The sequence below is a fragment of the Coralloluteibacterium stylophorae genome, assembly GCF_018122625.2.
Classification (GTDB): domain Bacteria; phylum Pseudomonadota; class Gammaproteobacteria; order Xanthomonadales; family Xanthomonadaceae; genus Coralloluteibacterium; species Coralloluteibacterium stylophorae.
In genome coordinates this window covers 303,427-321,466 of the sequence record NZ_JAGQFT020000004.1, presented here as the reverse complement: position 1 = coordinate 321,466, position 18,040 = coordinate 303,427, and the positions used below count along the sequence as shown (strand labels likewise).

General features: G+C 72.1%; 15 protein-coding genes. 7 read left to right on the top strand and 8 right to left on the bottom strand.

Annotated elements, in window-relative coordinates; translation table 11 throughout:
- Nucleotides 1-111: 111 nt before the first annotated feature.
- From KB893_RS08150 to KB893_RS08140, 3 genes are all read right to left on the bottom strand, one after another.
- The gene (locus tag KB893_RS08150; protein WP_213173602.1) at nt 112-972 is read right to left on the bottom strand and encodes a 5'-nucleotidase, lipoprotein e(P4) family; all 861 of its coding nucleotides are present in this window, start codon (nt 970-972) and stop codon (nt 112-114) included.
- 45 nt (nt 973-1,017) lie between these two features.
- Complete coding sequence (gene cfa, locus KB893_RS08145; protein WP_211926233.1) at nt 1,018-2,136, bottom strand: cyclopropane fatty acyl phospholipid synthase; 1,119 nt, start codon at nt 2,134-2,136, stop codon at nt 1,018-1,020.
- A 96-nt stretch (nt 2,137-2,232) separates the two neighbouring features.
- A complete protein-coding gene (locus KB893_RS08140; RefSeq protein WP_211926234.1) occupies nt 2,233-4,221 on the bottom strand; it encodes a UvrD-helicase domain-containing protein in 1,989 nt (662 codons plus the stop codon).
- Between the two features lie 181 nt (nt 4,222-4,402).
- On the opposite strand from KB893_RS08140, the gene KB893_RS08135 reads away from it, so the two are divergent.
- From KB893_RS08135 to KB893_RS08120, 4 genes are all read left to right on the top strand, one after another.
- Nucleotides 4,403-5,779 carry an SEL1-like repeat protein gene (locus KB893_RS08135; RefSeq protein ID WP_211926235.1) on the top strand — a complete coding sequence of 459 codons (1,377 nt, stop codon included), beginning with the start codon at nt 4,403-4,405 and terminating at the stop codon, nt 5,777-5,779.
- A 506-nt stretch (nt 5,780-6,285) separates the two neighbouring features.
- Nucleotides 6,286-7,434 carry a porin gene (locus KB893_RS08130; protein ID WP_211926236.1) on the top strand — a complete coding sequence of 383 codons (1,149 nt, stop codon included), beginning with the start codon at nt 6,286-6,288 and terminating at the stop codon, nt 7,432-7,434.
- A 327-nt stretch (nt 7,435-7,761) separates the two neighbouring features.
- Nucleotides 7,762-8,385: a tetratricopeptide repeat protein gene (locus tag KB893_RS08125; protein ID WP_211926237.1), complete on the top strand. Its 624-nt coding sequence runs from the start codon at nt 7,762-7,764 to the stop codon at nt 8,383-8,385.
- 72 nt (nt 8,386-8,457) lie between these two features.
- Nucleotides 8,458-9,069, top strand: coding sequence for a thymidine kinase (locus KB893_RS08120; RefSeq protein ID WP_211926238.1), 612 nt, complete (start codon nt 8,458-8,460; stop codon nt 9,067-9,069).
- Between the two features lies 1 nt (nt 9,070).
- Here the strand turns inward: KB893_RS08120 and mutM are convergent, their stop codons facing one another.
- On the bottom strand, nt 9,071-9,883 hold the full coding sequence (mutM, locus tag KB893_RS08115; protein WP_211926239.1) for a bifunctional DNA-formamidopyrimidine glycosylase/DNA-(apurinic or apyrimidinic site) lyase: 813 nt from the start codon (nt 9,881-9,883) through the stop codon (nt 9,071-9,073).
- Nucleotides 9,884-10,156: 273 nt separating this feature from the next.
- Between mutM and KB893_RS08110 the strand changes: the two genes are divergently transcribed.
- The 3 genes from KB893_RS08110 to KB893_RS08100 all read left to right on the top strand — a co-directional run bounded on the left by KB893_RS08110 (nt 10,157) and on the right by KB893_RS08100 (nt 12,349).
- A complete protein-coding gene (locus KB893_RS08110; protein ID WP_211926240.1) occupies nt 10,157-11,368 on the top strand; it encodes a DesA family fatty acid desaturase in 1,212 nt (403 codons plus the stop codon).
- A gap of 116 nt (nt 11,369-11,484) precedes the next feature.
- On the top strand, nt 11,485-11,985 hold the full coding sequence (locus KB893_RS08105; RefSeq protein ID WP_211926241.1) for an SRPBCC family protein: 501 nt from the start codon (nt 11,485-11,487) through the stop codon (nt 11,983-11,985).
- Complete coding sequence (locus KB893_RS08100) at nt 11,969-12,349, top strand: EF-hand domain-containing protein (protein ID WP_211926242.1); 381 nt, start codon at nt 11,969-11,971, stop codon at nt 12,347-12,349. Before KB893_RS08105 ends, KB893_RS08100 begins: the two co-directional genes overlap by 17 nt.
- Before the next feature lie 46 nt (nt 12,350-12,395).
- Here KB893_RS08100 and KB893_RS08095 read toward each other — a convergent pair whose 3' ends face one another.
- The 4 genes from KB893_RS08095 to KB893_RS08080 all read right to left on the bottom strand — a co-directional run bounded on the left by KB893_RS08095 (nt 12,396) and on the right by KB893_RS08080 (nt 18,036).
- Nucleotides 12,396-13,823: a 3'-5' exonuclease gene (locus KB893_RS08095; RefSeq protein WP_211926243.1), complete on the bottom strand. Its 1,428-nt coding sequence runs from the start codon at nt 13,821-13,823 to the stop codon at nt 12,396-12,398.
- Nucleotides 13,824-13,827: 4 nt separating this feature from the next.
- Entirely contained in the window at nt 13,828-14,346 is a 519-nt protein-coding gene (locus KB893_RS08090) for a hypothetical protein (RefSeq protein WP_211926244.1), read from the bottom strand.
- Nucleotides 14,347-14,357: 11 nt separating this feature from the next.
- On the bottom strand, nt 14,358-16,178 hold the full coding sequence (locus tag KB893_RS08085) for a DUF294 nucleotidyltransferase-like domain-containing protein (protein WP_213173601.1): 1,821 nt from the start codon (nt 16,176-16,178) through the stop codon (nt 14,358-14,360).
- A gap of 82 nt (nt 16,179-16,260) precedes the next feature.
- On the bottom strand, nt 16,261-18,036 hold the full coding sequence (locus tag KB893_RS08080) for a sodium:solute symporter family protein (RefSeq protein ID WP_211925762.1): 1,776 nt from the start codon (nt 18,034-18,036) through the stop codon (nt 16,261-16,263).
- Nucleotides 18,037-18,040: the final 4 nt, after the last annotated feature.

The window sequence follows — 18,040 nt, the reverse complement described above, 5'->3', positions numbered from 1 at the left end:
ATGCGTGTTTTCGGCACGATCGGCCGGGCATGGCGTCCCGGGCGACCGCGTGCAAGGTACTTGCCGCGAGTACCTCAGTCAATATCTCGGAATGCGACGTAACTTACTGTTTCAGTGAGTGTCGACGCTTTCCAGCGCATCGAGCTTGGCCGCGCGACGCGCCTCCGCCGGCAGCGACCAGTCGTTGTCGAACAGCGCCGGCTCCCAGCCGCCGTAGCTGGGGTTCGGCAGGATCCACCAGCGGCTGCCGATCCAGCCGGCGTGTTCGGTCACGAACTGCGCCTGCGCGTCGCGGCCGTGGCCGACGCTGCCGAAGTCGGTGACCTGGTCGCCGACCTGCAGCAGCACGCGGTACTCGCGCGCCACCGCGCGGCGGCGGCAGCCCTTGTCCGAGCCCGGCTGCGTGCAGCCGGCAACCTCGCGTCCCTTCCCGTAGAACACGCGCCCTGCTTCGCCCACCGGAAACCCCAGCGCACGCAGGTTGGCGAGCGTCGGCGCCGCGAGGTCGGCGTCGCGGTTGGTGATGTAGACGATGGTGATGCCGCGCTCGCTCGCGGCGCGGGCGAAGGCCAGCGCTCCGGGCACCGCACGCGCCGCCTCCTCCCGCACCCAGGCGGCCCAGGTCGCATCGTCGTACTGCAGGCCGTCGCGCACCAGGCGCGCCTGGTAGGGCGAGTTGTCGAGGACGGTCTCGTCGACGTCGACCACCACGGCGGGCGGCAGCGCCGTCGCGTCCGCGGCGCGGTCGCCAGGCAGCAGCGCGTTCCACTGCGGATCGGCGAGCGCGGCATCCAGCGCGTCGGCGGCGCCGCGCCAGGTCTGCTCGGCCAGCGCGCGGTACTCGGCGCTGGTCTGCATCCAGGCCACCGCGTTGAGGTTGTCGTTGGCGTCGGACGCGGGAGAGCGACGTAGCTCCGGCGCGGCGCTGCAGGCGGCGAGGACGAGGAGCAGGGGCGTGGCGAGAAGGCGCATGGCGGCGGCCTCGGCGGAAACGGGGCCGCGGAGTCTAACCGGCGCTCAGCGCGGCGCGACGTAGCCGCCCGGCACCCCGTGCGGCGACAGCACCAGCTGCCACAGCTGCGCGCGGCGGCTGCGGAACGCCGCCATCGAGCCGGCGAGGTAGTAGTGCCACATGCGCCGGAAGCGGGCGTCGTAGCCGGGCAGCCGCGGCCAGGCGGCGTCGACGTTCGCGCGCCAGGCCTGCAGGGTGCGGTCGTAGTCGGCGCCGAAGTTGTGCCAGTCCTCGACCACGAAGCGACCCTCCAGCGCACGCGCGACCTGCGCCGCCGACGGCAGCATCGAGTTGGGGAAGATGTGCCGCGCGATCCACGGATCGGTGTGCGCGGTCGAGCGCTCGCCGCCGATGGTGTGCAGCAGGAACAGCCCGTCGGCCTCCAGGCAGCGGCGGGCGACGTCGAAGTAGGTCGCATAGTTGCGCACGCCGACGTGCTCGAACATGCCGATCGAGAAGGCGCGGTCGAAGCGCTCGTCGAGGTCGCGGTAGTCGGCCAGCCGGATGTCGACCGGGAGGCCGGCGCACAGCTCTCGCGCGTATGCGGCCTGCTCGCGGGAGATGGTGACGCCGACTCCGGTCACGCCGTAGCGCTCGGCGGCGAACTTCAGCGCCTCGCCCCAGCCGCAGCCGATGTCGAGCACGCGCATGCCCGGGCGCAGGCCGAGCTTGCGGCAGACCAGGTCCAGCTTGGCCACCTGCGCGGCGTCGAGGCCGTCGGCCTCCCGCCAGTAGCCGCAGCTGTACACCAGGCGGCAGCCGAGCATGGCCTGGTAGAGATCGTTGCCGAGGTCGTAGTGGCGCTCGCCGACCTGGCGGCTGCGCCGGCGCGTCTGCCGGTTGCCGACACGCGCCAGCAGGGCGTCGGCGACGGTGCCGATGCCGCGGACCCGCTCGTCGAGGCGCGCGGCGAGCAGGCGGTGCAGGGTGTGGTCGAGCGTCGCCGAATCCCACCAGCCGTCGACGTAGCCGTCGCCGAGGCCGAGCGAGCCCTGGGCCAGCACGCGTCGGTACAGGCGCGGATCGTGGACCCGCATGTCCCAGGCGCGCGCACCGTCGGTGCGCACGTCGGCGAGCGCGAGCATCGCCCGCACCCGGCGCGCGTAACGGCTGTCTCCGGCCATGCGTCCCCCGCGATGTGTCGGACCGGCCCGAGGCTAGCGCGGCGCGCGCGGCCGGAACAGTCGCGCCATGTGCATGCAGCGTCCGGCGGGTGACGATCAGTCGTCGAACAGCGCCGCGATCGCCGCCAGCTGCGCCTTGCCGCGCTCGCGCTTGTGTTCGGCATCGCGCTCCGGATCGTCGCCGTCCCGGAACAGGTCGCCCGCCGGCAGCTCGGCGAGGAAGCGGCTCGGCGTCAGCTTGATGACCTCGCCCCACTTCCGCGCCTGCGCCGAGTGCGACAGCCACAGCGCCTTGCGCGCGCGGGTGATGCCCACGTAGAACAGCCGCCGCTCCTCGTCCAGGCGCGCCTCGTCGATGCTGGCCTCGTGCGGCAGCACGCCGTCCTCGACGCCGACGATGAACACCGCATCGAACTCCAGGCCCTTGGCCGCGTGCAGGCTCATCAGCCGCACCTGGTTGCCGGGTTCGCCGCGGTCGGCATGGGTCAGCAGCGCGAGCTGGGCGGCGAGTTCGCCGGGGCCGGGCCGGCCCTTCATTCCCGGGGCCGCCTCGAACCAGCTGGCGAGATCGTCGAGGTTGGCGCGCCGGCGCTGGAACAGCGCCTCGTCCTTGCAGCTGGCGCGGAGCGCGCCGAGCATCCCGGAGCGCTCGATCAGGCTGCGGCACAGTTCGGCCGGCGTCAGCCGTTCGCTCTCGGCGCGCAGGGTGCGCAGGATCGAGGCGAAGGCGTCCAGCCCGGCGGCCGCGCGCGGCGTGAGCTGCTTCAGCAGGGTCAGCGATTCGCAGGCGCGCGACAGCGGCATGTGCGCCGTGCGCGCGAGTTCCGCCAGCTTCGCCAGCGACGCCGAGCCGACCTCGCGCTTGGGCGCGGCGATGGCGCGCAGGAAGGCCGAGTCGTCGTCGGGATTGGCCAGCACCCGCAGCCAGGCCAAGGCATCCTTGACCTCGCCGCGGTCGAGGAAGGCGGTGCCGCCGGACAGGTGATAGGGCACGCGCAGGCGCTGCAGCGCCTTCTCCAGCGCGCGCGACTGGAAGTTGCTGCGGAACAGGATCGCGAACTCGCCCCAGGGCGTCTTCTCCGACTCCTGCCGGAACGCGATCTCCGCGGCCACGCGCTCGGCCTCGTGCTCGGCGTCGCGGCACGGCCACACCCGGATCGGCGGGCCGTCGGGATGGGTCGACCACAGCGTCTTCAGGTGCTCGTGCGGGTTGTTGGCGATCAGGGTGTTGGCCGCGCGCAGGATCCGCGCCGAGCAGCGGTAGTTCTGCTCGAGCTTGATCACCCGCAGGCTCGGGTAGTCGGCACCCAGGCGCAGCAGGTTCTCGGGATCGGCGCCGCGCCAGGCGTAGATCGACTGGTCGTCGTCGCCCACGCAGGTGAACAGGCCCTTGGGCCCGGCCAACTGCCTGAGCAGCCGGTACTGCGCACCGTTGGTGTCCTGGCACTCGTCGACCAGCAGATAGCGCAGGCGTTCGCGCCAGGCGGCGGCGAGCTCGGCGTCGCCCTCCAGCAGGCGCACCGGCAGGCGGATCAGGTCGTCGAAGTCGACCGCGTTGAAGGCCGCCAGCCGCGCCTGGTACAGCCCGTAGACCGTGGCCGCCTCGACCTCGCGCGGCGAACGCGCGAGGGCGGCGGCCTCCTCCGGCGACAGCGCCTCGTTCTTGGCCTTGGACACCAGCTGGCGCACGGCCTCGACCACGTCGGGCTTCACCCCCTTCGGGCAGAGGTCCTTGATGATCCCGAGCTGGTCGTCGGAGTCGAAGATCGAGAAGCCGCGGCGCAGCCCGGCCTTCGCGTGCTCGATCTGCAGGAAGCGCAGGCCGAGCGCGTGGAAGGTGCACACCGTCAGCCCCTCGGCGCGGTCGCCGGGCAGGCGCTTGGCCACGCGCTCCTTCATCTCGCGCGCGGACTTGTTGGTGAAGGTGATCGCGGCGATGTGCCTTGCCTGCATCCGCCCGGAATCGACCAGGTACGCGATCTTCTCGGTGATCACCCGCGTCTTGCCGCTGCCGGCACCGGCGAGCACGAGGAGCGGACCATCGACATGCGCGACGGCCGCGCGCTGCTGGGGATTGAGGGACATGGCGCAGGAGCGACGATGGAACAGTGGGCATTGTCGCAGGGCGCAGGGCGTCCGCGAAGGACGGCTGCGACGATCCGGACCGTGCCTTCGTAGTGGCAGACGGGCCCGCGGCACGGCGCCCGCAACGCGCAGTGGGATATGGCCCGGCGCAGGGCCCAGTCATTTCACGGAGGAAGAGACGATGAGACCGATGCATCTCGCGGGCTGCCTGCTGCTGGGTCTGCTGATGGGCCCGGGAGCGCAGGCGCAGGACGACCAGGCGCTGTCGGCAGTGGATTTCGCGCGCGAGGAGAAGATCGCGCGGGGCTACCCGAACGAGCGCTGGCGGCTCTACGGCATGCGCGAGTACGCCGCGGAGCGCCCGGAAAGCGCCGCGACGTTCTTCCGCAAGGCGGCGCGCTTCGGCGACAAGCACTCGCAGCATCGGCTCAGCCTGATGTACTGGTTTGGCGATGGCGTGCCCCGGGATCGGGCGGAGGCCTATGCCTGGAGCGATCTTGCCGCGGAGCGCGGCAACCACCCGCAGCTCATCGTGCGCCGCGACCTGATGTGGACGCATCTCGAGGCCGCCGACCGGGCGCGGGTGCAGGACATCGGGGCGCAGCTGTATGCCGAATACGGCGACGATGTCGCGATGCCGCGACTCGAACAGGCGATCCGCCGCCACGTGAGCACGCTCGTCGGCAGCCGGCTGGGCTTCACGGGTTCCCGCGTCGACTCCGTGGCGGCGCCGGCGAACGGTGACTTCATCGCCGGTTCCATTGGCAGCGTGCGCGTCGTCGGCGACCTGTCGACCGACTACAGCGCGATCTACGACGAGGCCAGGATTGACGTGCGCAGGTACATGAGATCGCAGGGCATGCCGATCCCTGGCGAGCCGCAGGGCCGGGTGGAGGTACGTTCGTTGCGTGAGGTGCAGGCGGCGACGCTCCTCCAGGAGGGCGGTGTCGTGCAGAGCCGCGCCTGGCTGGCCGGCCACCCCGACGTCAACTGGCGCCAGCGCGGGGAGGCCTCGCTGGAACGCGGCGACTACAACGACGCGCTCAAGTACCTGGTCCGCGCCGCCCGCTACAGCGACAAGCCGGCGCAGGCGCTGCTCGGCGAGATGTACTGGGACGGGCGCGGGGTGCCGCAGGATCGCGTGCTCGGCTACATCTGGACCGAACTCGCGGCGGAGCGGCAGTACCGGCCGTTCGTCGCCCAGCGCCTGCACTACTGGGAGCGGATGACCGAGGCCGAACGCGTACAGGCCGCCGAACGCCGCGAGGTCATCGCCGACGAATACGGCGATGCGCAGGCGAAGGCGAGGCTCGTCCGCGTGCTGGAGCGCCACCGTCGCTACGTCGGCGGCTCACGGACCGGGTTTTCCGCCTACGGCAGGGTCGTGAGCTGGGACCCGGAGGGAGGTCGGGTGGCGTACAACAGCGACGAATTCTTCGAGCCGAAGTACTGGGAGCCGGAGCGCTATTTCCAGTGGCTCGACAGCCTGTGGCAGGCGCCGCCGAGGGGGCGCGTCGACGTCGGACCGCTGCGCGAAGGGACACCCGACGAGCCCTAGGCATCCGTGCCCGTAAAGCGTCGCCAATGGCCGGATTCCCGTCCCTTCCCTGGCCCAGCGCGGCCTCATGACGGGGGAGAAACAGGCAGCACATGCCCCGGCGGGCGACGCTGATCGCTCCGATGGAACCGCGGGGGCATGGGGGCCGTGCGGCAAGGGCCATCGTCAGGGGCGGATGGCAGCGGATGCCGATCGTGCGTAGGGGCTGCGCGCCGAGCGACTGCCGCGGACGATCCTTCCGAGCAGCATCGGTACGGCCCATGTGCCATCCGAGGCACATCGCGGCGGACGCGTTGTGCAGGGAAGGTGACAGCCCGCGTCCGCACGGACCTGCTGTCCTGCAGCGCATCGGATGCCGCTTGCCTGCACCACCCTGCGCGTTTGCGACGCTGCGCTGCGGCAAGCCCGCCGTGGCACGGCCTTTGCGCCGGCTCCTTGGGTCCATTCCGGGCCGGAGGAGGACTGACATGTCGAACCATGTGAACGCCAGGCGGATTCCAGGGTGCATGGCCGGTTCGCGCGCACGCGCCTGCGTCGCCGTGCTCGCCTGCGCCATCGCGCCCGTGGCCGGGGCCGTCGAGTTCGAGGCGGGCGAGTGGACGCTGGACGTCGGCGGTTTCGTCAACGCCTACTACACCTCGGTCGACTGCAGTGGCGACGTGGTCGGTGGGGCCGCACTGGCCTCGCCGGCGCTCGGCTGCGGCGGCGAGGACAGTCGCACCACCATCGGCAACGGCCTGCTGCCGAACGCGCTGGTGACCAAGGCCTCGTCGCGGCAGGGTGGCTACGACATCGGCGCCACCATCGCGATCATGGCCCACACCGCCACCTCCAGCGCCATCGCGCCCAACAGCGGCGTCGACGTGCGCCAGGCCTTCTTCACCATCGGCGGCGACTTCGGCACGATCAAGCTGGGCCGCGACTACGGCATGTTCGGCGCCAACGCCATCCTCGGCGACATGACCCTGCTCGGCGTGGGCATGCCGATCCAGGCGACCCAGCGCGGCCGCGTCACCCTCGGGCACATCGGCGCCGGCTACGCCTGGCTCGGCAACTACGGCCAGATCGCCTATTCCACGCCGGGCGAGAGCGGCTTCGGCTTCAGTGCCGCCCTGGTCAGCCCCGTCGACAACGATGGCGCCTACGTCTCCGACGACGGCCCGCAGGTGCAGGCGCAGCTTTCCTGGACGAGCGATGCCTTCGAGGCCTGGGCGGTCGGCAAATACCAGAAGTTCAAGACGCCCGACGACGTGCTGCCGGGCGATGCGTTCACCATGGCCGGGGTCGAGCTCGGCGCCTCCTACACCGGCGGCCCCTTGAAGGTGCTGGTGAACGTGCAGCAGGGCGACGGCCTCGGCATCCTGGCCGACGGCGACCAGGGCGATGTCGAGGCCCTGCACTGGTTCGCGCAGACGACCTGGGCGCTCGACGAGCAGTGGACGCTGGGCCTCAACTACGGCGTCAGCAAGAACCGCGACGCGCCGCTGGGCGATGCCACGCTGGAGAGCAACCGCAATGCCACCCTCGGCGCCTACTTCAAGCTCACCGAGAGCGTCACCCTGGCCGGCGAGGTCTCGCAGACCCGCTCCGAGGACTACGGCGGCAACGAGGCGAGGATGAACGGCCTGGCCTTCGGCGGGATCATCTTCTTCTGAGCCGGAAGACGCGGCCGCGGGACGCCGTCGCGACGGCCTCCCGCGCCGTCTCGCGCCTGGCGATCCGGACCGCACGATCCAAGGTGCGGCGGGCCGCGCGAGGGACGTCGTGTGACCCGGGGGCGACTAGGCACTGTCGTCATGGCATGACTTCCTGGCGTGTCCGACTCGGGCCGCGAGGCCCAGACTCGGCTTCCTGGACACTGGAACCGGAGGTCCTCGTGCAAGCCCACGCATCGCTGATCCTCGCCCTGGTCTTCGCTGTCTCCCTGCCCACCCAGGCCGGCGACCAGCCGCCACAGCGCGATTCCGGATCCGGATCGCGAGGTGCTCACCAGCGCCGGTTTCCTTGCCGCGCATCCGGACCTGCAGTGGCGCAACGAGGGCGTGCGCGCCTGGCGCGAGGGCGACCGTGCGCGTGCGCTCGAACTGTTCCTGCGCGCCGCCCACTACGGCGACAAGGCGTCGCAGGCGATGGTCGCAGAGATGTATTGGCTCGGGGAGGGTGTGGGCCGCGACCGTCCCCGCGCCTATGCCTGGATGGATCTGGCCGCGGAGCGGATGTACCGGCGCTTCCTCGTTCGCCGCGAGCAGTACTGGGCGGAGCTGGACGAGGCCGAGCGCGAGCGGGCGCTCGCTGTGGGCGAGGACATCTACGCCGATTACGGCGACGCAGTGGCCAAGCCTCGACTGGAGCGTGTGCTGGCGCGCGCGCGACGCACCGTCACCGGTACGCGCACCGGCTTCGTCGGGACCCTCCAGGTCCAGGTGGTCGGACCCGGCGGCACTCCCATCGTCATCGACGGCGCCCGCTTCTACGACCCGCAGTACTGGGAGCCCGAACGCTACTGGGCGTGGCAGGACGACGTATGGCAGGCGCCGCCGAAGGGGCGGGTGACGGTGGGTGAACTGGAGCGGATCGCAGGCCCGGACGGGCGGCCTTCGGACTGAGCCGGCCCGGCCGGGCCGGACGCCGGATCTGCGCGATACTGGCCGTCTCTCCGCCGTCCCCGTTCGACTGCCTTGGCCAAGCTCTACTTCTACTACTCGGCGATGAACGCCGGAAAGACCACGACGCTCCTGCAGAGCGCCTACAACTACCGCGAGCGCGGCATGCGCACGCTGATCCTCACCCCCCAGCTCGATGACCGCTACGGCAAGGGCGTGGTCGCCTCGCGCATCGGCCTGCGCGCCGACGGGCATGTGTTCGGCCGCGAGGACGATCTGCAGGCGATCGTGGGCGAGGACATCGCCGCGCGTGGCGCGCTGCACTGCGTGCTGGTCGACGAGGCCCAGTTCCTGACCCGCGCCCAGGTCTGGCAGCTCGGCGAGGTGGTCGATGCCCTGCGCGTGCCGGTGCTCTGCTACGGCCTGCGCACCGACTTCCGCGGCGAGCTCTTCGAGGGCAGCCAGTACCTGCTGGCCTGGGCCGACGAGCTGACCGAGATCAAGACGATCTGCCAGAGCGGCGCGAAGGCGACCATGGTGGTGCGCGTGGATGCCGAGGGTCGCGCGGTGACCGACGGGCCGCAGGTGCAGATCGGCGGCAACGAGCGCTACGTCTCGGTCAGCCGTGCCGAGTTCAAGAAGATCGTCGCCGGCGAGGCGCGCATCCAGCCGGCGGCACCGGCCTAACTCAGCGCTGGCAGCGCGGGCACCACACGCTCGCGCGCTGGCCGATCGCCGCCTCGCGCAACGCGGTGCCGCAGGCCTTGCACCGCTGGCCGCCGCGGCCGTAGACGAACAGCTCCTGCTCGAAGTACCCGGGCGCGCCGTCGGCGTTGAGGAAGTCGCGCAGGGTGGTGCCGCCGCGCGCGATCGCGTGCGCCAGCACCGTCTTCACCGCCCCGGCGAGCGCGCGGTAGCGCTCTCGCGACACCCGGCCCGCCGGGCGCAGCGGCGCGATGCCGGCGCGGAACAGGCTCTCGGCCGCATAGATGTTGCCGACGCCGACCACGATCGCCTGGTCCATCAGGAAGGTCTTCACCGGTGCCGCGCGTCCGCGCGAGCGGGCGAACAGGTAGTCGCCGTCGAAGGCCGCCTCCAGCGGCTCCGGCCCCAGCCTGCGCAGCAGGGGATGCACTTCGCCGATCGGCTGCCACAGCAGGCAGCCGAAGCGGCGCGGATCGGTGAAGCGCAGCAGCCGGCCGGAATCGAGCGCGATGTCGACATGGTCGTGCGGCCCGACCGGCGTGTCCGGCGGGAGCACCCGCAGCATTCCCGACATGCCCAGGTGCAGCAAAGCGCTGCCGGCCTCGGTGTCGAGCAGCAGGTACTTCGCGCGCCGACGCACGGCGTCGATGCGTGCGCCCGGCAGATGTGCGGCCACCGCCGCGGGGATCGGCCAGCGCAGGTCGGGCCGGCGCAGCGTCACCCCCGCCACGCGCCGCCCGGTCAGGTGCGGCGCCAGCCCGGCGCGGGTGGTCTCGACTTCGGGAAGTTCGGGCATGGGGGCGAACGCCGGGAAGGCGGTTGGGTGAGGCGGCGATCGGGACCTGGAGCAGATGGGCGCGTGAACGGCGATCGGCAAGGGTTCCACCACGGGCACTCCGCTCCAGCGGCCGCCGCGACCTGCCGGTCCCCGGTCCCGCTTCACCAAAACGCGGCACGCCCCTTGCAAAGCTCACCTCACTGAACACCCCGGCCGCCATACGCCCGCGCAGGGATGGCATGGGCAGGACCGAGGCCCCATCATGACCGCTCACGCTTCGCGAGATCCGCAATGTCCTCCGCCTTCTACGACTGGCTGACCAGTGGCTTCACCGGCTTCGGCTGGGTCGGCATCCTCGTCACCTTCCTGGTGTTCGTGCAGCTGACCATCTTCTCGGTGACGCTCTACCTGCACCGCAGCCAGGCGCACCGTTCGGTGGACTTCCATCCCGCGCTCGCGCACTTCTTCCGCTTCTGGACGTGGCTGACCACGTCGATGATCACCAAGGAGTGGGCCGCGATCCATCGCAAGCACCACGCCAAGTGCGAGACCGACGAGGACCCGCACAGCCCGCACACCCGCGGCATCCGCAAGGTGTTCTGGGAAGGCGCCGAGCTCTACCGCGAGGCGCGGGCGAGCCGGGAGGACATGGAGAAGTACGGTCGCGGCTGCCCGGACGACTGGATCGAGCGGAACCTCTACGCGAAGCATTCGAACTGGGGCCCGACCCTGATGCTGCTGATCGACGTCGCCCTGTTCGGCGTGGTCGGCATCGCGGTGTGGGCGGTGCAGATGGTGTGGATCCCGTTCTGGGCCGCCGGCGTGGTCAACGGCCTCGGCCACTGGTGGGGCTACCGCAACTTCGAGACCGCCGACAAGGCGACCAACCTCACCCCCTGGGGCGTGTGGATCGGCGGCGAGGAGCTGCACAACAACCACCACACCTTCCCCAGCTCGGCGAAGTTCGCCCTGCGCAAGTGGGAGTTCGACATCGGCTGGGTCGTCATCCGCGGCCTGGAGAAGCTCGGGCTGGCCAGGGTGCTGCGCGTGGCGCCGAGCCTCGACGTGCGCCCGAACGTCGCCATGCCGGATTCGGAGACGCTCAAGGCGCTGCTGTCGCACCGCTTCCAGGCGATGACCGACTACTACCGCAGCGTGCTCAAGCCGGCGCTGCGCGAGGAGCGCGCCGGGGCGGGAGCCGGGCTCGAGGGGGTGCCGCGGCGCGTGCGCCGGGCGCTCGCCAGCGACGGTCGCTGGCTCGATGCCAAGGGCCGCGAGCGGCTGCAGGCCTGGGTCCAGGCACACCCGCGCCTGGCCCTGCTGGTCGAGTACCGGACGCGCCTGGCCGCCGTGCTCGAGGCGCGCCAGAGCGACGCCGCGGCCTCGCTGCACAGCCTGCAGGAGTGGTGCCGGGAGGCCGAGGCCACCGGGATCCGCGGGCTGCAGGAGTTCTCCGCCCGGCTCAAGGGCTACACCCTCGCGCCGGCCCGCGCTGCCGCCTGAGTTCCGCCGCCGAACCTGAGCGGACGCCGCGCCCGTCGCGGCGTCCGGTCGTTTCCAGGCTTGCATCGACGCGCCCGCGCGCGCACGCTCACGCGATGCGAACGCGACCCAACCCCGTGCATCCAGCGCCCGAGGCCGATCCGCCGCGCGTCGAGGCCGCGGCCGAGGGCGGAGCCGACGCGTTCGATTTCGAGATCGCCGCGCCGCCGGAGCGGGTCTTCGCCGCCATCGGCGACATCAAGCGCTGGCGCGAGTGGATGCCGGGCGTCGACGGCGTGGAATGGCTCAGCCGCGGCATGCTCGGGGTCGGCAGCCGCTGGCGCATCGGCCGCGTGCTCAACGGCGACCACGTCGAGCAGGCCTTCGAGGTCAGCGACTGGGAGCCCGGCCGCGAGCTGGGCCTGACCATGATCGGCAGGCGGGCCGGCTACGGTCCGCGCCACTACGGGCTGAAGCTGCTGCGCGGGAGCGAGAAGGACACCACGCGCATGCACGTGGAGCTGGCCTGCGACGACGAGCCGCTGCCGTCGCCGCCCGTGCTCACCGACGATCCCGACCGCCACCGCATGCTCATCACGAGCCTGGAGGCGCTGCGGCGGTATGTCGAAGGCGCCTGAGGCCGCGCGTCGGCGCCGCCTCGCCGGGCCGATCCTGCTCGCGGCGTTCGCCGCCGCGGAGGCTGTCGCCGCCCGGGCGCCGCAGCCGCTGCCCCGGACCCCCGAGGATTACCTGCGCCGGATCGACGACGACGGCGACGGGCGGATCTCCCGCGAGGAGTACGTGGCCCACTCGATGCGCGCCTTCGAGACGATGGACCGCGACGGCGACGGTGTCCTCGCCGGCGCCGAGCTGCCCTTCGCCGAATCGGCCCCGGTTTCGCGGGAGCGGCGCACGCAGGCGCTGGAGCGCGTGTTCGACCGCCTCGACAGCGACCGCGACGGCACGCTGGACGCCCGCGAACTCGCCTCGCCGCTGCGCTGACCCTGCGCCGCCCGCCGCAGGCGTCCGGCCGGGTCTCGCCGCCGGGTCAGTGGGTCATGCGCAGCATGCGCGCGTGCTGCGCCGTCTCCGCCATGACCGCATCGAGCGTGACCAGGCCGCGTCCGCGCAGCACCGCCAGCAGACGCAGGAACGCCTCGGCGGTGGCGACCGCGTCGCCCATGGCGGTGTGCCGTGCGCCCGCGGGAATGGTCACCTCAAGCCGCCGGCACAGCGCATCGAGCGAATGGTCCTCGGCGGTGCCGAACACGGCTGCCGACAGCAGCACGGTGTCGAGCACCGGCTGCCGGAAACGGCAGCCGCAGGCGGCCTCCGCACGGCGCAGGAAGGCCATGTCGAAGGCCGCGTTGTGCGCCACCAGCACGCTGTCGCCGGCGAAGCGGTGGAAGCGGGCGGCGGCGTCCGCCACCCGCGGCGCACCGGCGACCGCGTCGTCGTCGATGCCGTGGATCGCCGTGGCGCCGGCAGGGATCGGCCGTCGGGGATCGACCAGGGTCTCGAAGGTGTCGCCCGCCACGACGCGGCCGTTGACGATGCGGACCGCGGCGATCTGCACGATCGCGTCCTGCGACGGCAGCAGCCCGGTGGTCTCGGTGTCGAACACGACACAGGCGAGCGCGTGCAGGGAGGCCTCGCCGGCGGGGTCGCCGCGCCGGCGCGAGAGCAGCTCGAAATCATGGACGATGCCTGCGCGCGCCGCCGGGACCGGGCGTCCCGGCGCGCGGTCGAGGACAAGCAGATAGCCCGGCCCGTCCGCCCCCTCCCACTCGGCGCCGGGCAGCAGGCGCATCCATGCGTCCAGCGGGCGCTGGGCCAGGGTCCGGCAGGTGAAGCGGCGGACCGGGTCGGCGCCCGCGTCGGCGAGCAGCTGCGCGCGGGCGTCGACCACGGCGCCGGCGTCCAGGTGCGCGCGCAGGTCGCGGTCGAGTCCCGGCCCGGGGTCGGCGCCGACGCAGTCCAGCGCCAGGGCGTTGTGCAGGACCACCCGATGGTCGCCGCTGCAGGCCAGCACCGCCAGCGGAAGGTGCGCCAGCACGGCCTCCAGCCGCGTGGTGTCGAGCGCCAGCCGCGTCGTCTCGCGGGCGATGGCTTCGGCCTCGGCATCGCGCGCGGCGGCGAGGCGCCGGCTCAGGGCCGCCGCCGCGGGCGCGAGATCCCCGAGGTAGCGCGCCGCCGCCTCGTCGACGGCGGTGTCGACGCCGCCGTGGGCACGGACGCGCAGCGCCCCCGCCAGGGCCTCGATCGCGCGCGCGACATGGGCGTCGAAGAGCAGCCACACCGCCGCCACCAGCACCAGGATCAGCACCCCGGCGACCACCGAGGCGACCAGCAGCGCCCGGGTCGCCTCCGCGCTGGCTGCGCGCGCGGACGCGAACGCCGCGCCCACCGTCATCGCCGCCACCGCGCCCAGACCCAGCAGGGCGAAGAACAGCAGGATGCGCAGCCGCAGGCTCATCCGGTCACGCTCCGCAGGCGCCCCGCAGCAGCGCATCGTCGACCGGCAGTGCGATCCAGCGCGCGCCGGCGAGCCCGCCGTCCGGGGCGAACGCCACCTCGTCGGTCAGGTCCGCCCGGCGCGCGCCCGCGCAGTCGAGGACCACGCCGAACTGCCGTGACGGCTCCCAGCGTCCCAGCAGCAGCACCCGGGTGAGGACCTGGTCGGGCAGCGCGGGGTTGCGCCGGTCGAAGCGGTGATCCAGCGCGATCAGCCGGTTGACCTGCGGCACCACGTAGGTCCAGGGGCGATACCAGGCGCGCAGGCGGTTGGTCGATACCACCTCGACCTCCTGCGGCAGGTTCGCGGTGACCCGCTCGAACCAGGAATATTCCAGCCAGATCGCCATGGCCAGCATGCCGGCGCCGGCCGATGCCGGCACGACCCACTTCGGCAGGCGCCGTCGCAGCAGGACGTTGAGCGTGAGCGCGATGCCGGCGAGGGCGAAGCCGGCGGCGAGGATGGCGACGAACTCGAGCAGCATCCGGGGCTCCTTCAGGTGAATGCGGCGCGGCCGTGGCCGAGGGCCGCCTGCATGCCGCGCACGACGACGAAGGCGTCGCGCAGGTGGCCGCGCTCGAAGCCGGACAGTTCCGCCGGCGCGAGATAATTGTCCGGCGCATGGCCGCTGCGCACCAGCCGCGCCTGGTGTGTCAGCCGCAGCGAGGCGATGACGTCGTAGGCCTCGACCAGGTCGCGCGCGCCCGAGGCGCTGACCACCCCGGCCGCGGCCGCGGCCTGCAGCCTGCTGCGGGTGCCGACGGACGCGATGCGCCCCTGCAGCGCGTACAGGCGCGCCAGGTCCACCACCGGCACCACGCCCGCGTGCTTCATGTCCAGGCGCCTGCGGTGCGCACCGGTACGTATCGTCGACAGGCCGCGCAACACGCCCAGGGGCGGCGCGTGCTGCAGGGCGTTGGCGATCATGTGCGCGACGAACACCGGGCGTGCCGCCGCCGCCGCGAGCGTCTCCGCCTGCAGCGGGGCGAACAGGGCGGTGGTGCCGGCGACCGGGCGCAGGTCGAACATGACGCTCGCCAGCATGCGCGCCTCCGGGTCGGGCTGGGCGATCCACCGGTGGAAGTAGCGCCGCCAGGCGCGCAGCGGCTGACACCAGCGCGGGTTCATCGCCATCATGTCGCCGGGGCAGTGCAGGTAACCGGCACGGTGCAGCCCGTCGCAGACGAAGGTGGCGAGCCGCTGGAAATAGCCCAGATCCGCCTCGCGCGCGGCATCGTCGATGAACAGGCAGTTGTCCTGGTCGGTGACGCCGGACTGCTCCTGGCGCCCCTGCGAGCCGCAGGCCAGCCAGACGTAGGGCACCGGCGGTGGGCCCAGCTCGGCCTCGGCCAGTGCCAGCAGGCGGCGGGTCGCGGCGTCGGCGATGTCGGTGATCAGCCGCGTCGCCACGTAATGCGGCGTGTTTGCCTCGACCAGCTGCACCAGCAGGCGGGGGATCGATGCGGTGGCCGCCGCCATCGCCACGGCGTCGGCGGCGGCCTCGACCTGCGCCACCAGCCCGGACGCCAGCAGGGCCTGGTAGCGGGTCAGGTCGGTCCGGGTGACCACGCCCAGCAGCCGCCCGGCCGCAACCACCGGCAGGTGGCCGATGCGCGCCTGGAGCATGGTGTGGAGGATGTCGGCGCCCAGTGCCGTCGGCGCGACCGCGAGCGGGTCGCGGGTCATGACCGTGGCCACCGGCGTGCGCGGGTCGCGGCCGTCCGCGAGCACCCGACGGGTGAGGTCGCCGGTGGTGACGATGCCGAGCAGCCGCGTCCCGTCCACGACCGGGACGCAGGAGATGTCGTGCCGGCGCATCACGCCGGCGACTTCGGCGACCGGGTCCTGCGGCGTGCAGGTCACCGGCTCGCGCAGGACCAGGTCGGCGGCGCGTGCGGCGGCGAGCCCGATCGCCTCGACGCCCCGGTCGTCGCTCCGCGCCACGCGGCCCGCGAAGAACGGATGGCGGTGGACGAGATCGTCGAGCAGGTCGTCGGGCACCTGCAGCAGCACCGAGGCCTGCAGCGCCCGCACGGTCGTGGCCGCCGCGCCCTCGCGGTGCAGGCCGCGCCCGCCGAAGCAGTCGCCGGGGCCCAGCCGCGAGACCAGACCGCCCTGCGCATCGCGGATCTCGATCGCGCCGCGTACGACGATGTGGAGGCGCCCGCTCTCCGTGTCGGGGGCGGGGACACGGTCGCCGGCGGCGCAGGTGGCGCGCCCGCAGCGGCGCGCGAGGAGGTCGATGTCGGCCTCCGGCAGGAGGTCGAATGGGGGCAGGGTGCGCAGGAACGCGATGTCGTCGGGTGTCGCGGCCACGCAGTCGCACTCGGGGTGGGGGCAGACACGCTGCGGCCCGCCCCCGTGCTCGGGGACGGGCCGGTTCCGGGGCGGGCGGACCTCAGTGGTGGCCGGTCGCCACGCCCGCGCCGCGCGGCACGCGGATGCTCTCCACCAGGCCGCGGACGTGCTCGGGCACGGGCCGGGTCAGCTTCATCGTGATGTAGGCGGCGACGAAGTTGAGCACCGCCCCGACCGCACCGAAGGACGGCGGCGCGATGCCGAACAGCCAGTTGTCCGGCGTGTTCTCGAGCATGTTGGTGCCGGGGATGAAGAGCCAGCCCAGGTAGGTGAAGATGTAGAGCACGGTGGCGCCGAGGCCGACGAGCATGCCGACGATGGCGCCCGTGGAGTTCATGCGGGTCGAGAAGATGCCCATCATGATCGCCGGGAACAGCGAGGACGCCGCCAGGCCGAAGGCCAGCGCGACCACCTGCGCCGCGAAGCCCGGTGGATTGAGGCCGAGGTAGGTCGCGATCACGATGGCCACCGCCATCGACACCCGCGCCGCCATCAGCTCGCCGCGCTCGGAGATGTCGGGCTTCAGCGTCGACTTGATGAGGTCGTGGCTGATCGCCGAGGAGATCGCCAGCAGCAGCCCGGCCGCGGTGGACAGCGCCGCGGCGAGGCCGCCGGCGGCGATCAGGCCGACCACCCAGGCCGGCAGCTGTGCGATCTCGGGGTTGGCCAGCACCAGGATGTCCTGGTTGAACTCCACCATCTCGTTGCCGGTCCAGCCGCGCGCGGCCGCTTCCTCGGCGAAGCCTTCGTTGGCGGCGTTGTAGTACTGGATGCGGCCGTCGCCGTTGACGTCCTCGAACCGCAGCAGTCCGGTCTGCTCCCAGGTGCGCATCCAGTCCGGACGCTCGTCGTAGGCGATCGGCGCGGCCTCGACGCCGTCCGGGTAGATCGTGGTGATGATGTTCAGGCGCGCCATCGAGCCCACCGCCGGTGCCACCGTGTAGAGCAGGGCGATGAACACCAGCGCCCAGCCTGCGGAGCGGCGGGCATCGGCCACCTTCGGCACGGTGAAGAAGCGGATGATCACGTGCGGCAGGCCCGCGGTGCCGATCATCAGCGACAGGGTGAACAGCACCATGTTGAGCGTGGAGCCGTGGTGGCCGGTGTAGTCGTTGAAGCCGAGTTCGAGCAGGACCTGGTCGAGCCGGGCCAGCAGCGGCAGGCCCGATGCCTCGTGCGTGGAGAACAGGCCGAGCTGCGGCAGCGGATTGCCGGTGAGCTGCAGCGAGATGAACACCGCCGGGATGGTGTAGGCGATGATCAGCACGCAGTACTGGGCAAGCTGGGTGTAGGTGATGCCCTTCATGCCGCCGAGCACCGCGTACACGAACACCACCGCGGAGGCGATCATCAGCCCGGTGGTGGCATCGACCTCCAGGAAGCGCGAGAAGGCCACGCCGGCGCCGGTCATCTGGCCGATGACGTAGGTGATCGAGATGATCAGCAGCGCGGCCACCGCGACCAGGCGCGCCCCGCGGCTGTAGAAGCGGTCGCCGATGAAATCGGGCACGGTGTAGCGGCCGAACTTGCGCAGGTAGGGCGCCAGCAGCAGGGCCAGCAGCACGAAGCCGCCGGTCCAGCCCATGAGGTAGGTGGAGTTGCCGTAGCCGACGAAGGCGATCAGGCCCGCCATCGAGATGAAGGAGGCCGCCGACATCCAGTCGGCCGCCGTCGCCGCACCGTTGACGACCGGGTGCACGCCGCGTCCGGCCGCGTAGAACTCGGAGGTGGAGCCTGCGCGGGCCCAGATCGCGATGCCGATGTAGAGCAGGAACGAGCCGGCGACGAAGATCAGGTTGATGGTGAACTGGTCCATGGTC

What these genes read in the sequence shown, in the direction of transcription:
- KB893_RS08150 (WP_213173602.1), bottom strand. Translation starts at nt 972, where the DNA reads ATGCGCCTTCTCGCCACGCCCCTGCTCCTCGTCCTCGCCGCCTGCAGC.
- cfa (WP_211926233.1), bottom strand. Translation starts at nt 2,136, where the DNA reads ATGGCCGGAGACAGCCGTTACGCGCGCCGGGTGCGGGCGATGCTCGCG.
- KB893_RS08140 (WP_211926234.1), bottom strand. Translation starts at nt 4,221, where the DNA reads ATGTCCCTCAATCCCCAGCAGCGCGCGGCCGTCGCGCATGTCGATGGT.
- KB893_RS08135 (WP_211926235.1), top strand. Translation starts at nt 4,403, where the DNA reads ATGAGACCGATGCATCTCGCGGGCTGCCTGCTGCTGGGTCTGCTGATG.
- KB893_RS08130 (WP_211926236.1), top strand. Translation starts at nt 6,286, where the DNA reads ATGGCCGGTTCGCGCGCACGCGCCTGCGTCGCCGTGCTCGCCTGCGCC.
- mutM (WP_211926239.1), bottom strand. Translation starts at nt 9,883, where the DNA reads ATGCCCGAACTTCCCGAAGTCGAGACCACCCGCGCCGGGCTGGCGCCG.
- KB893_RS08110 (WP_211926240.1), top strand. Translation starts at nt 10,157, where the DNA reads ATGTCCTCCGCCTTCTACGACTGGCTGACCAGTGGCTTCACCGGCTTC.
- KB893_RS08100 (WP_211926242.1), top strand. Translation starts at nt 11,969, where the DNA reads ATGTCGAAGGCGCCTGAGGCCGCGCGTCGGCGCCGCCTCGCCGGGCCG.
- KB893_RS08095 (WP_211926243.1), bottom strand. Translation starts at nt 13,823, where the DNA reads ATGAGCCTGCGGCTGCGCATCCTGCTGTTCTTCGCCCTGCTGGGTCTG.
- KB893_RS08090 (WP_211926244.1), bottom strand. Translation starts at nt 14,346, where the DNA reads ATGCTGCTCGAGTTCGTCGCCATCCTCGCCGCCGGCTTCGCCCTCGCC.
- KB893_RS08080 (WP_211925762.1), bottom strand. Translation starts at nt 18,036, where the DNA reads ATGGACCAGTTCACCATCAACCTGATCTTCGTCGCCGGCTCGTTCCTG.